At 74.8% G+C, this 13,557-nt stretch carries 14 protein-coding genes; 5 read left to right on the top strand and 9 right to left on the bottom strand.

Annotated elements, in window-relative coordinates:
* Positions 1-58: 58 nt before the first annotated feature.
* Positions 59-1,480, top strand: a complete 1,422-nt coding sequence (locus IEZ31_RS11835) for an MFS transporter (RefSeq protein WP_190249839.1) — start codon at positions 59-61, stop codon at positions 1,478-1,480.
* 31 nt (positions 1,481-1,511) lie between these two features.
* Here the strand turns inward: IEZ31_RS11835 and IEZ31_RS11840 are convergent, their stop codons facing one another.
* The 4 genes from IEZ31_RS11840 to IEZ31_RS11855 are packed head-to-tail and all read right to left on the bottom strand — an operon-like array spanning position 1,512 to position 4,998.
* Positions 1,512-2,591 (bottom strand): hypothetical protein, encoded by a 1,080-nt coding sequence (locus tag IEZ31_RS11840; protein ID WP_190249840.1) that lies wholly within the window; start codon positions 2,589-2,591, stop codon positions 1,512-1,514.
* Positions 2,588-2,929: a hypothetical protein gene (locus IEZ31_RS11845; protein ID WP_190249841.1), complete on the bottom strand. Its 342-nt coding sequence runs from the start codon at positions 2,927-2,929 to the stop codon at positions 2,588-2,590. Before IEZ31_RS11845 ends, IEZ31_RS11840 begins: the two co-directional genes overlap by 4 nt.
* 45 nt (positions 2,930-2,974) lie before the next feature.
* Positions 2,975-4,339 carry a HAMP domain-containing sensor histidine kinase gene (locus IEZ31_RS11850; RefSeq protein WP_190249842.1) on the bottom strand — a complete coding sequence of 455 codons (1,365 nt, stop codon included), beginning with the start codon at positions 4,337-4,339 and terminating at the stop codon, positions 2,975-2,977.
* Positions 4,336-4,998, bottom strand: coding sequence for a response regulator transcription factor (locus tag IEZ31_RS11855; protein WP_229834737.1), 663 nt, complete (start codon positions 4,996-4,998; stop codon positions 4,336-4,338). The genes IEZ31_RS11850 and IEZ31_RS11855 overlap by 4 nt, the downstream gene beginning before the upstream one ends.
* A 211-nt stretch (positions 4,999-5,209) precedes the next feature.
* On the opposite strand from IEZ31_RS11855, the gene IEZ31_RS11860 reads away from it, so the two are divergent.
* The gene (locus tag IEZ31_RS11860) at positions 5,210-6,526 is read left to right on the top strand and encodes a condensation domain-containing protein (protein WP_190249843.1); all 1,317 of its coding nucleotides are present in this window, start codon (positions 5,210-5,212) and stop codon (positions 6,524-6,526) included.
* A 1-nt stretch (position 6,527) separates the two neighbouring features.
* Here the strand turns inward: IEZ31_RS11860 and IEZ31_RS11865 are convergent, their stop codons facing one another.
* Positions 6,528-6,806 (bottom strand): type II toxin-antitoxin system PemK/MazF family toxin, encoded by a 279-nt coding sequence (locus IEZ31_RS11865; RefSeq protein ID WP_308429377.1) that lies wholly within the window; start codon positions 6,804-6,806, stop codon positions 6,528-6,530.
* 23 nt (positions 6,807-6,829) lie between these two features.
* On the bottom strand, positions 6,830-7,069 hold the full coding sequence (locus IEZ31_RS11870; RefSeq protein WP_190249845.1) for an antitoxin: 240 nt from the start codon (positions 7,067-7,069) through the stop codon (positions 6,830-6,832).
* 122 nt (positions 7,070-7,191) lie between these two features.
* On the opposite strand from IEZ31_RS11870, the gene IEZ31_RS11875 reads away from it, so the two are divergent.
* Together IEZ31_RS11875 and IEZ31_RS11880 are read left to right on the top strand one after the other, a co-directional pair.
* Complete coding sequence (locus tag IEZ31_RS11875; RefSeq protein WP_190249846.1) at positions 7,192-7,941, top strand: MBL fold metallo-hydrolase; 750 nt, start codon at positions 7,192-7,194, stop codon at positions 7,939-7,941.
* The gene (locus tag IEZ31_RS11880) at positions 7,938-8,531 is read left to right on the top strand and encodes a DedA family protein (protein WP_229834740.1); all 594 of its coding nucleotides are present in this window, start codon (positions 7,938-7,940) and stop codon (positions 8,529-8,531) included. The genes IEZ31_RS11875 and IEZ31_RS11880 overlap by 4 nt, the downstream gene beginning before the upstream one ends.
* Here IEZ31_RS11880 and IEZ31_RS11885 read toward each other — a convergent pair.
* The 3 genes from IEZ31_RS11885 to IEZ31_RS11895 all read right to left on the bottom strand — a co-directional run bounded on the left by IEZ31_RS11885 (position 8,528) and on the right by IEZ31_RS11895 (position 11,742).
* A complete protein-coding gene (locus tag IEZ31_RS11885; RefSeq protein WP_190249847.1) occupies positions 8,528-9,301 on the bottom strand; it encodes a class I SAM-dependent methyltransferase in 774 nt (257 codons plus the stop codon). The genes IEZ31_RS11880 and IEZ31_RS11885 overlap by 4 nt on opposite strands.
* A complete protein-coding gene (locus tag IEZ31_RS11890) occupies positions 9,298-11,424 on the bottom strand; it encodes an alkaline phosphatase family protein (protein WP_229834744.1) in 2,127 nt (708 codons plus the stop codon). The genes IEZ31_RS11885 and IEZ31_RS11890 overlap by 4 nt, the downstream gene beginning before the upstream one ends.
* Positions 11,425-11,499: 75 nt before the next feature.
* Positions 11,500-11,742, bottom strand: a complete 243-nt coding sequence (locus IEZ31_RS11895; protein ID WP_190249848.1) for a hypothetical protein — start codon at positions 11,740-11,742, stop codon at positions 11,500-11,502.
* A 257-nt stretch (positions 11,743-11,999) separates the two neighbouring features.
* On the opposite strand from IEZ31_RS11895, the gene IEZ31_RS11900 reads away from it, so the two are divergent.
* Positions 12,000-13,505 carry a CYTH and CHAD domain-containing protein gene (locus IEZ31_RS11900; RefSeq protein WP_190249849.1) on the top strand — a complete coding sequence of 502 codons (1,506 nt, stop codon included), beginning with the start codon at positions 12,000-12,002 and terminating at the stop codon, positions 13,503-13,505.
* Positions 13,506-13,557 lie beyond the last annotated feature (52 nt).

A 13,557-nucleotide genomic window follows, 5' to 3' on the forward strand; every position in this document is an offset into this window, starting at 1 on the left:
CCGCCGCGCGGAGCCAAAAGACTAGGGCCAGAGCACCGGAGCAGGCAGCTTCGACGGCATGCGGAAATGGTTTCCCCTGATCGCCGTGTCGATCGGAACGTTCATGCTGCTCGTCGACGTCACGATCGTGACGGTCGCGCTGCCGGCGCTCGCCGCCGACCTCAAGGCCACCCCGCAGGGGCTGCAGTGGGTGCTCGACGGCTACGCCCTCGCGCTGGCCGCGCTCGTGCTCGGGGCCGGGGCGCTCGCCGACCGGCACGGGCGCCGGCGGTTGTACCTCGCCGGCACCGGCCTCTTCGCCGTCGCGTCGCTGCTGTGCGCGCTCGCCCCGAACGCCGGGCTGCTGGTCGCGGCGCGGTTCGTGCAGGGCGTCGGCGGTGCGGCCATGTTCGCGACGACCGTCGCGATCCTCAGCGTCGCGTACCACGGCCGTGACCGCGGCGTCGCGTTCGGCGTGTGGGGCGCGGTCAACGGCGCCGCCGCGGCGGCCGGGCCGATCGCCGGCGGCCTCCTCACCGAGCACCTGAGCTGGCACTGGATCTTCCTCGTCAACCTTCCCGTGAGCCTGCTCGCGGTCTGGTTCACGGTCCGCGGCGTCACCGAGTCGCGCGGCCGCGCCGGCGCCCGCTTCGACCTGCCGGGCACGCTGGCGTTCACGCTGGCCGCGGGCGCGGTGACGTTCGGCCTGATCCGCGGCGGCGAGGCCGGCTGGACCGCGCCGCTGACCCTGACCGCGTTCGCCGTGAGCGCCGTGGCCCTCGCGGTCTTCGTCGCCGTCGAGCGCGCGAGCGACCACCCGATGCTGGACCTGCGCCTCTTCACGCAGCGCTCGTTCGCGATCCTGATGGTGGCAGCGGTACTGGCACAGGCCGCCGCCTTCGCGTACCTGCCCTTCACGACGGTGTGGCTGCAGCAGTTCCTCGGCAACGGCCCGGTCGACGCCGGCCTGCTGGGCGCCCTGCCGATGAGCGCCGCGTCCTTCGTCGCGGGCGCGTTCGCGGGCCGCTTCCTCCAGCGCGTCGCCCCTCGCTGGACCATCGGCGCCGGCCTGCTCCTCATCGCGGCCGGCGACCTGCTGCAGTCCCGCCTCGACGCGGCGAGCGGCGGCACGGCCCTCATCCCCGGCCTGGTCCTCGTGGGCCTGGGGGTCGCGGGGGTACTGCCGACGCTCGCCTCGGCGACCCTGTCCACGGTCCCGCACGAGCGTAGCGGCATGGCTGGCGGCGCGGTGAACACCTTCCGCCAGCTCGGGTTCGCCCTCGGCGTGGCGGTCTTCGGCGCCGTCTTCAGCGACCGCCTGACGGGCGCGGCCGACCCGAGGGCGGCGGCCGCGGACGCGGTGAACACGACCGTCACGGTGGCCGGCCTGACCGCCCTCGCGGCGGCGGCGCTGGTCCTGCTGTTCCTCCGCCGCCCAGCACCGGCCCCGCACGCGGTGCGGGCGGACGAGCCCGCGCAGGAGCCGGCCGCGGCCCGGTGAGCGCCACCCGCGCCCGGCCGACCGGGGCGTGCTATCGGCCGCCGGCGAGTTTCGCCTCGACCCAGGCGTCGTCGAGGTGCTCGGCGTACGGGCCGCCGGGTGGGTCGACGACCCAGACGTGCATCATCTCGGCGGCGGTGACGGAGATGGTGAGGGGCGGGCACCCGCCGTACGGCGAGACCACCCCGAAACCCGGGGGCAGCAGGCCGACGCAGACGTCGTGCGCGTGCCAGCGGGTGGTCGCGCCGCCGATCGCCGGGCCGCGCGCCCCCGCGACCGGCACCTGGTAGACCACGCCCAGCAGCAGGGTGCGGCCGCCGCGCACGGCGTAGACAAGCTGCTCCGGCGCCTCGGGGTCGAGCGTGCGGCCGTCGGCCTGGTTCGCCTTGTGGTCGAAGTGGACCTGCAGGCCCTCGGCGGGGCCGGCCGGGCGGTACCCGGCGGCGACCGCCGCGGCCGGTTCGCGGTAGCGCACGGTCGCCGCACGGGTCCGGTCGGCCAGGTCGCGGGCGGCGGCCAGCTGGGCGGCGGTCGGCGGCGGGCCCGCGCCGCGCTGGACGACGCCGGCCTGGAGCCGGTCGACGCCGTCGTGGTCGTGCCGGGCGAAGCCGACGAGCCACATCGCCGTGCCGAAGAGCACGACGACGAGCACGGTCGCGGCCCGGGCGGCGAACCGGCGGGCCGCCAGCGAGAGGAGGGTCAGCTGCAGGATCGCGGCGAGCATGCCGACCTGGTCGGGGCCCACGGGTCCGCGAGCGGACCACCAGAGGTACACGATGAGCAGGATCGGCGTCGAGCTCCACAGCCACCGACGCCAGGCGCGCCCGCGGACGGCCCGCAGCGCCAGCCACGCCTCCGCCAGCCCCGCGACCGCGAACCACGGGGACATCGAGAGGTGGAGCGTCGCGACCGCGCCCAGCAGGGCCGCCGCCGTGCGGGTCAGGGGGTCGGCCGATCGCCAGCCGTCCCGCAGGCGCAGCGCCCACGCCTGGCCCAGGCCCGCGTGGCCGGCGACGATGCGCGCGGCCTGGCCGGTGAGCACGGGCGCCACCAGCAGCGCGGCCAGGGCCACGCGGTGCCCGGGGGCGATGCCGAGCCAGAAGTCGCTCATCGGGCCGCCAGCAGGCGGAGCGTCAGGGCCAGGACCACCGCCGGGAGGGCGATCGTGGTCAGCAGCGCGGTCAGGTTGACCGTCGAGCCGAGCTGGGGCAGCAGGGCCGCGACCTGCTGGAGCCAGACGCCGCAGAGGGCGACCCCCTCCAGGCCGAGCACGGTCCACAGGGCCCAGCGGCGGGGCAGGAGCGCGGCCAGGGCGAACAGGGCCGTGGCGGCCAGGGCCGGCACCACGGCGTACGCCGGGTCGAACGCCATCAGGGCGACCATGCCGAGCGTCGCGGTGAGGGCGAACGCCGCTTGCAGGACCAGGAGGGCGCGCAGGACGGCTGCCATGCGGACCAGCCTGGACGGCGCCGATGAGGCCAGCGTGAGGCCGGGTTAAGAGGACGATGAGAGCGGGGCCGCGGGGAGGTCGACGACGAACGACGCGCCGCCGCGGGCGTTGTTCGCCGCCAGGATGGTGCCGCCGTGGGCCCGCACGATCGACAGGGCGATGGCCAGCCCCAGGCCGGCGCCCGCGCCGCTGCGCGACTCGTCGGCGCGGTGGAAGCGCTCGAAGATGTGCCGCTCGGCGCCCGGCGGGATGCCGGGGCCGTCGTCGGCCACGTTGAGCTGGGTCGACGGGCCGCGCTGGGTCACGGTGACCCAGACGTTGCCGCCGTCCGGGGAGTACTTCACGGCGTTGTCGACGAGAATCCAGACCAGCTGCGCGAGGGCGTCGGCGGCGCCGCGCACCGGCGGGGCCGGGGTGAGCGCGCAGTGGACCTGCCGCGCCGGGTGGAGCGTGCGCGCCTGCCGGCACACGTCGTCGACGATCTCGCCGAGATCGACGGCGGCCATCGCGGGTTGCTGGCCGGCATCGGCGCGGGCCAGGGTGAGCAGCTGCTCGACCAGCCGGCTCATCCGGGCGCTCTCGCCCTCGATGTCGCGCAGCGCCGCGTCCCGGTCGGCCGGGGCCGCGTCCGGGTGCCGCAGCAGGAAGCCGGCGTTGTTGCGGACCGTGGTGAGCGGGGTGCGCAGCTCGTGCGACGCGTCCGCGACGAACCGGCGCTGCGCGGCCAGGCTCCCCTGCAGCCGGTCCATCATCGCGTTGAAGGCGCCCGTCAGGCGGCCGACCTCGTCGTGGGCCGGCGCCGGGGGCAGCCGCCGGGACGGGTCGGCGCCGACCTCGGCGACGAGGGTCGTGAGCTGCCCCAGCGGGCGCAGCGCGCGGCCGGTGACCAGCCAGGTCGCGCCCGCGGCGGCGAGGAAGGCGAGCACGGCGACCACGCACACGAGCACGAACAGCCCCCGGCGGTCGTCGCGGACGCGCTGGGTGGTCTGCATGGCCGCGACGTACCCGCCGTCCACGGGCCGCACCGCCACCCGCACCGGCACCCCGGACGCGACGGCGACGGTGGTGCGGTCGGCGGACCGGGCGATCCGGGGGATGCTGCCGTCGATGTGGCCCGTGCTGTACAGCGGGCGCCCGCCGGCGTCGTAGACCGCGATGACGACGTCGGTCGCCGTGCGCAGGTCGAGCGCCGCCGGGCCGGGCGCGCCGGCAGCGGGCGGCGCCGGCAGCGGAGCGGGCGTATCGTGCGCGAAGGTGGCCGCGGCGGACTCGGCCCGCGCGGCCAGCGCCTTGTCCTGCGTCGCGGTCGTGCCCGCCGCCAGCAGCAGGAACACCGCCGTGCAGAACGCGCCCAGGACCAGGCCCACGATCGCCAGGCCGAACAGCGTGACGCGCAGCCGGATGGTCACCGCAGGACGTATCCGACGCCGCGGACCGTGTGCAGCAGGCGCGGCTCGCCGCCCGACTCCAGCTTCGCGCGCAGGTAGCCGACGTAGACGTCGACCACGTTGCTCGCCGTGCGGGCCGGCAGGCCCCACACCGCGGCCAGCAGGACGGACCGGCCGAGGACCCGGCGCGGGTGGCACAGGAAGTGCTCCAGCAGCGCGAACTCCTGGGCGGTCAGCTCGACCGGGCGGGTGCCCCGGCGGCACTCGTGCGCGGCCCGGTCGAGGACCAGGTCGGCGAAGGAGAGCACGTCGGACGCGGGCGCGCGGCGCAGCAGGGCCCGCACCCGGGCCAGCAGCTCGTCGTAGTCGAACGGCTTGACGAGGTAGTCGTCGGCGCCGGTGTCCAGGCCGGCCACCCGGTCGGCCGGGGCGTCGCGCGCGGTGAGCATGAGCACCAGCGGGCCGCCGCCCGACGCGCGGAGGCGGCGGCAGACGGCCAGGCCGTCGAGGCCGGGCAGCATGCGGTCGAGGACGACCAGGTCGACGCCGCCGGCGGCCGCGGCGTCGAGGGCGGCCGGGCCGTCGTGGGCGAGCGTCACGCGGTACCCCTCGTACCGCAGCGCCCGGCCGACGGACGCGGCGATCGGCTCGTCGTCGTCGACGACCAGAACGTGCACCACGCGGCCACGCTATCGGACGCAAGCCGGGCCCACATGCTGCGGCACCTCGGCTACGTGTTCGGTCGGGGGTACCTCAACTCGCGCCCGCCGCCGCCGGACGACCTAGCCGCCCTCGTCCGCCCGGCCACCGCGCGCGTGGCGTGATCATCGATACGATCCACGTCGATGAGCGTGCGCGGGGCACGCCGCGAGGGTCGGGAGGCCGGCGTTGGTGGAGCGGATACGCGTCCGGTTCGAGGGTGACGGCGCCGGCACCGGCGGCCTCGCGTGGGGGCAGCAGCAGGTCTGGCAGGCGATGATCGAGCTCGGCTCGTCGATGGCCATGGGCGGCGTGGTGCCGGTGCAGGACGGGCGCACGGCCGGCGACTTCGCCGAGGAGCTGCGGTTCTTCATGAGCCGGTACGGGGCGATGCGCTCGCTGTTGCGCTTCGGCCCGGGCGGTCCGGCGGACGTCACCCTTGAGGTCTTCGGCACCGGCGAGGCGACCCTGGAGGTCCACGACGCCGCGCCCGCCGAGGACCCGGCCGCGGTCGCCGCCGCGCTGCTGGCCGAGTGGCGGGCCCGCCTCTTCGACTACGCGAACGAGTGGCCGATCCGGATGGCCGTCGTCCGCGCCGCGGGCGCCGTGACGCACGTGGTGGTGCTCGTGTGCCACCTGGCGACCGACGGCGCCGGCCTGGCGACGATGATCCGCGAACTGGGCGAGCGCGACCCGGCGACCGGGCAGCCCGCCCGCCCGTACAGCGCGATGCAGCCGCTCGACCTGGTCGCCACGCAGGCGTCGCGGGCCGCGCAGCGGCAGTCGGACAACGCGCTGCGGTACTGGGAGGGCCACCTGCGCACCGTCCCCACCCGCCGCTTCACCTCCCACGGCGAGCGCCCGGGCCCGCGCTTCCGGCGGGTGGTGTGGCAGTCGCGCGCGCTGCACCTGGCCGCCGACCGCTTGGCCGCCGCGCTCGGCACCGACCCGGGCGCGGTCCTGCTGGCGGCGTACGCGGTGGCGTTCGGCCGGGTGACGGGCTCGCACCCGTTCGTCACCCAGGTGATCGTCGGCAACCGCTTCCGCTCGGGCCTGGCCGACCTGGTGAGCCCGCTGGCCCAGAACGGCCTGGTGGTGATCGACGTCGCGGGCGCCACCCCCGCCGAGGCGGTCGAGCGGGCCCGGCAGGCGTCGATGAGCGCCTCGAAGTACGCGTACTACGCCCCCGGCCCGCGCGCGGAGCTCATCGAACGGGTGTCCCGCGAGCGCGGCGAACCGGTCGCGCTGGGCGTGCTCTGGAACGACCGCCGCGGCAACGTACCGCGGTCGGCCGCCTCCGACGAGCACCCGGAGGAGTCCCGGGTGATCGACGAGCAGGCGCTCCCGTTCTTCAACGAGGAGCTGATGCTGAACGTCGACGACGTCCCGGACACCGTCCAGATCACCACGGAGATCGACACGTGGTCGCTCCCGATCGAGGGCCTGCACGCCCTGCTGAAGGAGATGGAGACCTTCACCGTGGAGGCGGCCAGCCAGCCGGTCTCCTGAATCAGCGCCGCAGCCCGTATGCGGCAACGATCGCGCGGGCCAGGTCGGGCTCCTGGTCCGCATGGAGATACCCGATCAGGCGCCCCACATCCGCCTGCGGCACGGTCGCCACGTTGTCGCAAGACACGACGGAAGGGCGATCGACGCCATTGCGAGCGCCGAGGACGACCTCGGTCGACAATCCCCGGATGCTCGTCGTGATCGGCGCTACCGTGACCCGGCGCAGATGCGGCAGGATCTGCGGTCGGGTCAGCACGAGCGCCGGCCTGAGCTTGTCCATGTGCACGAGATGGATTGGCCGCATCAGTCAATATCCATGGATTGCCGCACGGACCAAGACGCCATGCCGTCGAAGTCGTCCCGATCGTCACCCTGGAGCGCGGCGTAGATGCGTGCGTCCCGCTCGGCCATGTGCTCCTGGCGGTCACGTTCCAACGCACGGAGAACGACGGCCGCCCGGCTCCGGGCCGCACCCGCGGCAACCAGGGCGTCGACATACTCGACGATCTCGTCGGGAAGGCGAACGGCGATCTGCGTCGTCATACCTGCATGGTACCGAGATGGGATGCAAGCCGGTAGCAATGTCATGGCGCTAAACTAGAGGCCATGTGGCCCTAATACCAAGTCACGTGGAGCAGGTGATCGGGAGCGGGCAAGATGGCTGCATGGACGTCACGTGGTGGGGGCACGCTACCTGCGCCGTCCGGGACCGGGGGACCACCATTCTCACCGATCCCGTGCTGCGCAACCGGCTCGCGCATCTGCATCGGCGGCGCGGGCCGCGGCCCGTCCTCGCCGAGGCGCCGGACGCCGTGGTCATCTCGCACCTGCACGGCGACCACTGTGATCTTCCCTCGCTGCGCATGCTCCCCGTGACCACCACGCTGATCGTGCCCAAGGGGGCCGGCGGGTTCGTCGGAGCGCGGACCGGTGGCGGCCGGCGGGTCGTCGAGCTCGCGCCCGGGGACGAGACCAGCGTCGGGGAACTCACCGTCCGGGCCGTCCCGGCCAGCCACGACGGCGGGCGGACGCCGAAGTCGCGCGTGCGGGCGATCGCGGTCGGGTACGTGATCAGCGGCAGCCGGTCGGCCTGGTTCGGCGGGGACACCGGACTGTTCGACGAGATGAAGGACATCGGGCCGGTCGACCTGGCGCTCGTGCCGGTGTGGGGGTGGGGCTGGACGCTCGGGCCCGGGCACCTCGACCCCGCCGGGGCGGCCGAGGCGATGCGGCTCGTCGGGCCGGCGCGGGCGGTGCCGATCCACTGGGGCACGCTCTGGCCGGTCGGGTGCGGGCGGGTGCGGCCGGACCGGTTCGTGCGGCCCGGCGACGAGTTCGCCGCGTTCACCGCGACCGCGGCGCCGCGGACCGCCGTCGACGTGCTCGCCCCCGGCGGAAGCATGAGCCTGGCGTGACCACGTTCGAGGGGCTGGTCGCGGGGCTCGCCGTGCTGTTCGGGATCGTAGCCGCCGGGTCGACCGTGCCGGTGCTGCCGACCGGGGCGGCGGTGAGCGCCACCGCCGTCGTGGCCGCGCACCGTAGCCCGCTGGCGCTGCTCGCCGTGGTCGCGGTCGGCGGGATCGGGGCGTACTGCGGCGACGCCGTCACGTTCGCCATCTGCCGGGCCGGCGGCGAGGCGCTGACCCGCCGGCTGCGGATGCTGCGCCATCCGGTGCGGCTCACCGAGTCGATCCGCGAGCGGCTGCACCGCCGGCCGGTGACGGCGCTGCTCGTGTCGCGGCTCGTCCCCGGCGGGCGGATCCCGGTGCTGCTGACGGCGGCGATCGTCGGGCTGTCCTGGCGTACCTTCGTCGTCTCCAACGTCGCCGCGTGCGCCCTGTGGTCGGCGACGTACGCGGCGATCGGGCTGCTCGGCCGCAGCGTGTTCCCGCAGCCGTGGCAGGGCGTGGTGGCGGCGATCGTGATCGTGCTGGTCGTCACGCAGGTGGCGGGCTGGATCCGCAGCCGCCGCGAGGCCCGGCTCGCCGCGACGCCACCCGGCTAAGCGAGGGCCTCGACGTAGATCGACTCGTCGTTGCGGAGCACCTGGTCGAGGTCGGCGACGTCCTGGCGGGCGCCCTCGCGGTAGGCGCGCACGGTGATCGACTCGTCGGCGAAGCCCGCCGCCGTCAGGGCGTGACGCAGCTCCGCCTCGTCGTAGAGCCAGCGGTGCCCGTAGACGTAGAACAGCTGGTTGAACATGAACGCGCCGCGCGCCGGCATGGCGGGGGCGACACCGGTGAGCGCGCGGTTCATCCGGCGGCGGTGCTTGCCGAAGAAGCCGTCGCCGTTCACGTAGCTCTCGCAGTACACCTTGAGATCCGGCGTGGTGAGGCGCAGCAGGCCGCCCGGGCGGAGGATCCGCCGCACCTCGGTCAGCCAGGCGATGCCGACCGCGAGCGACACGTGCTCCACCAGGTGCTCGGCGAACACCCAGTCGACGGCGCCGTCGTCGACCGGCAGCGGCCCGGCGATGTCCATCTCGGCGAAGTACGCGGCGTCGTCGACCCGGTACACGTGGCCGGGCTCGGTGCGGTTGCCGCTCGCGTCGGTGAGCGACACGAGGTCGGTGCCGAGGGCCTGCGGGTGGGCGGTCTTGAAGGCGGCGAACTCGATGCCGGTGACCCCGAGGCCGGCCAGGTGGTCCCGGGTGAGCCGGGGCTCCGACAGTACCGCGGAGATCTTCTCCACCTTCGCGAGGTCCTCGGTGAAGAGGTCGACGGTGGCCGCAAGCTCCTGCGGATCCTCCCAGTTCCAGGGGCGATCGGCGATCATGACGGCCCATCCCTTCGCGACGTGGAGAAAGCATCCAACCACGTCGAATGTTGATCCACAAGGGACGGTTGGCTCGGCTCGGCGGGGCCGCGCAGACCGAGATCGTCGAGCCACCGCACGAGTTGCCGGTGGACCGCGGCCGGGCCGACCGGCGCGCGGTCGTCGACCGGCCAGTCGGCCGGGTGGACGAGCACGGCCTCGGTCTGCCAGCCGCCGATCCCGCCGTGCGAGCCGACGAGCTCCTCGAACGCGGCGACCTCCTCGGTGCCGCCGTCGACCCGGCTGACCAGCACCAGGTCGCCGACGTGGGCGGTGCGCTGGTGGGCGAGCAGGTCGGCGGCGGCGTGCGGCCCGAACGGCAGCAGCGGGTCGATCCCCTCCACCGTGCCGTCGCGCAGCCGGTGCCGGCCGCCGGCGCCGATCGCGACCGGCCCGTCGGTGGCGCAGTGGGCGACGACCAGCCCGATGCCGGGGTGCTTGGCCAGGCCGTCGACCAGCCCGGGCCGCCGCTCCTCGATCTGGTCGAGGTCGGCGCGGCCGGGGACGCCGGTGAGGTACAGCATCGCGAGGTTCCCCGACACCACGGTCACCACCTCGCCGCGCGGGCCGGCGGTCACCGGGCCGCACGAGCGGGTCTGGTTGGACACGCCGGCGAGCAGCGCGTTGGCCCGCCCCCAGTTCTCGTCGTTGGTGCCGCCCTCGACCGTGGCGGTGACCCCGCCGGCGAGGTCGTCGACGAGGCGTTCGAGGGTCACGCCGTACCGCTGGGAGAAGGTCGCCCCCTGGCTCTGCCCGTGGTCGGAGAGCACGACGATCTCGTACCGCCGCCCGGCCACCTCCGCCAGCCGGTGCAGCGTCCCGAGCACCCGGTCGAGCCCTTCGAGCGTCTGCATCGCCTCCGGGCGCAGCGGCCCGGCGTGGTGCGCGACCTCGTCGTAGTCGACGAAGTCGCAGAAGATCACCGGCGTGCCCTTGCTCATCTGCTCCGCGATCAGCGACACGTTGAGGTCGCGGAGCAGCACGTTGGTGACCGCGCGCAGGGCGACGTAGGCCGCCGTGCGCGGCACCCTGGGGTACACGTTGCGGAACCGCTGCCGGCGCGCCTGCTGGATCTCCTTGAGCATCTCGCCGACGGACAGCACGAGCGCGCGGGCGAAGCCGTACGGGCTGGCGACGAAGGCCAGGTAGCCGCGCGCCGACCGGCCGGGCAGCGCGGCGTTGCTGAACGTGAGGAGGCTGGTGGGCGCATCGCCGCTGAACACGTTGCTGATGCTGGCCCCGCCGTCGGCGAGCAGGCCCCGGCCGGTCGAGATGCGGGCCTCCACGTCGGCGGCGTCCCGGGGGCGGTTGGTGACGACCAGCCGTGCCTGGTCCTTCTCGTACCACCGGAAGGCCGGGATCTGCCCCTCCGACCCATGGAGGATCCCGGCCTGGCTGGCGGGCGTGGTCGCCGGCATCCCGGTGTGCCAGGGCACGAGCGAGTGCGTGCCGGTGCGCAGCCACTTGCCGAGGTTGGGCAGGTTGCCGGCCTTGACCGCCCAGCTCAGCAGCGGCGCCGACAACCCGTCGACCTGCACGAACAGCACGCCCGGCGCGGTCGGCGGGCGCCCGTCGTGGCGGCGGGCCATCTGGCGCAGCGCCTGGCCGAGGAAGACGTCCTCGCTCCCCGCGTCGGCGAGCCAGTTGACGAGCGCGGTGAGGACGGCGGCGAGCCAGCTGGCGACCCAGGCGTCGACGAAGCTGCCGACGCTCACCCCCTCGGTGATCTGCAGGGCGGTGAACATCACGACGGCCTGGATGACCACGCCGAGCAGCAGCACCCCCAGCCCCCCGACGACCACCGCCACCCCGAGCAGCACCAGCCGCATGAGCGTGCCGATGACGGCGAGCAGGACGGTGAGCTCGAGGAGCGCCGCGGGGCCGCCGCTGGCCCGGACGCCGGGCAGCAGCCAGAAGGTGACGGCGAGGACGGCGAAGCTGGTGACGCCGCTGCGCAGGAGGGACTTCCCCCAGGCGACGGTGAGCCGCCAGTCACGCAGCAGGCGCACCCCGAAGCGGATGCGCCGCACCACGACGGTGGCCGCCAGGGCGCGCAGCAGCTTGGGGCTCACCGTGGGGCTCACCGCCCAACATTACGTCCATCGGGCCGGATCACCTGATAACCGGCGAGGGTGACCCGGGTCGCACGAACGGGGTGATCAGACGGCGCTGAGCTCGGCGTCCAGGGCGGCGGCGGGCTCCGCGGGCGGGGGCAGCACGGCGGCCGCGAGGCCCAGCAGGTCGTCGACGGCCGCCGCGTACCGCTCGGCGGAGCGGGCGGTCTCGACCGCGGCCGCCCAGCGCTCTCCGGGCCGGACCGGCCGGGGCGCGGCGAGCCGCATCCGGAGGGTGTGCATCTCGGCGAGGTGCGTGTCGAGCAGCAGGATGATGTCGTGGTGCATGGTGCGGCCTCCGGGCTGAACGGGACGGCGGTGGGGCGCGGGCCTGGATCGCGGGAGAGGATCGCGGGAGAGGATGGAGACCGCCCCCGCGCCGCGTGCGCGAGGGCGGACATCGACTGCTACTTCTTCTTGTTCTTCTTCTTGCCCTTCTTGGACTTCTTCGCCATGGAAGCCTCCTTTCCCCGCTCCACGGTAGCCATGTGTTTATCTCCCGTTCACGGTTTCGCCAGGCCGCGTTCACTGCGAAACTGGACTACATGGCCGGAAAACTCGAAGTGGAACGCAAGTACGAGGTGCCCGTCGACTTCGCGCTGCCGCCCCTCACGGGCATCGGCGGGGTCGCGTCCGTCGGCGACGCCGACGACCAGCGCCTGGACGCCACCTACTACGACACTCCGACGCTGCGGCTGGCCCGGGGTCGGGTGACGCTGCGCCGGCGCACCGGTGGCAACGACGCCGGATGGCACCTCAAGCGACCCTCCGGCGGCGACCGCAGCGAGCTGCAGGTGCCCGCGTCCGGCCGGCAGACCAAGCCCCCGACCGCCGTCACCGCCCAGGTCCGCGCGCTGTCGCGCGGCGAGGCGCTGCAGCCGGTCGCCCGGATCCGCACGCACCGGGTGGAGCGGGCGCTGCGCGCCGCCGACGGCAGCACCGTCGCGCTGGTCGCCGACGACAGCGTGAACACCGAGTCGCTGCACGGCAGCCGGCCCGAGCGGCAGTGGCGCGAGCTGGAGATCGAGCTGGTCGACGGGTCCCGGTCGGCCCTCGACGACCTCGACGCCGCGCTGCGCGCCGCCGGGGCCCGGCCGGCGCAGAGCCCGTCGAAGCTGGCCCAGGCCCTCGGCGACGACTACCCCGCCGCGCCGCCGGGCCCGGGGAAGGTCTCGGCCCTCGCCGCGTACCTGCGCGACCAGCGCGACGCGATCGTCGAGCACGACCCCGGCGTGCGCGACGGCGACGCCGAGTCGGTGCACAAGATGCGCGTCGCCACCCGGCGGCTGCGCTCGACGATCCGGTCGTTCGCGCCGCTGCTGCCGGCGGGCACCGACCTCAACCGGCTGCACGACGAGATCAAGTGGCTGACCGGCATCCTCGGCGAGGTCCGCGACGGCGACGTCATGGGCGAGCGGCTGGCCGGCGCGGTCGCGGCCGAGCCGCCGGAGCTGGTGCTCGGACCGGTCGCGGCGCGGATCCAGCAGCTGCTCGCCGGCCGGGTCGCGGCGGCCCGCGAGCGGCTCGTCGCCGGGCTGGACAGCCGGCGGTACACCGACCTGCTCGTCGAGCTCGACGCCTTCGTCGACGCCACCGCCGCGGGGCCGCGCACCTCCCGCAAGGAGCTCATGCGCCGGGCCGGCCAGGCGCTGCGCCGCGCCGACCGCCGGCTGGCCGCGGCCGAGCACACCCCGGAGGAGGCCCCCACGCACCTCGGCCACGAGCGCCGCGACGAGCGCTTGCACGAGTCGCGGAAGGCGTACAAGCGGGCCCGGTATGCGGCCGAGCTCGTCGCGCCCATCGCCGGCGGCAGGGCCACGAAGCTCGCCGACCGGCTCACCGACCTGCAGGACGTGCTCGGCGCCCACCAGGACTCGATCGTGACCGGCGACCTGCTGCGCGAGCTGGCCCTGCAGGCGTACGCCGCCGGCGAGAACGCGTTCACGTACGGGCTGCTGCACGCCCGGCAGCACGAGCACGGCCTGCTCGCGCTGAACGACCTGCCGAAGGCCCGCCGCCGGGCGGCGAAGGCGGCCCGGAAGCTGTACTGAGATTCTCCGGCGGTCGCCCGATCATCCTATGTGGACCTGCGGGTGGCCGACC

Origin of the sequence: Dactylosporangium sucinum (genome assembly GCF_014647515.1) — a bacterium.
Taxonomy (GTDB): Bacteria; Actinomycetota; Actinomycetes; order Mycobacteriales; family Micromonosporaceae; genus Dactylosporangium; species Dactylosporangium sucinum.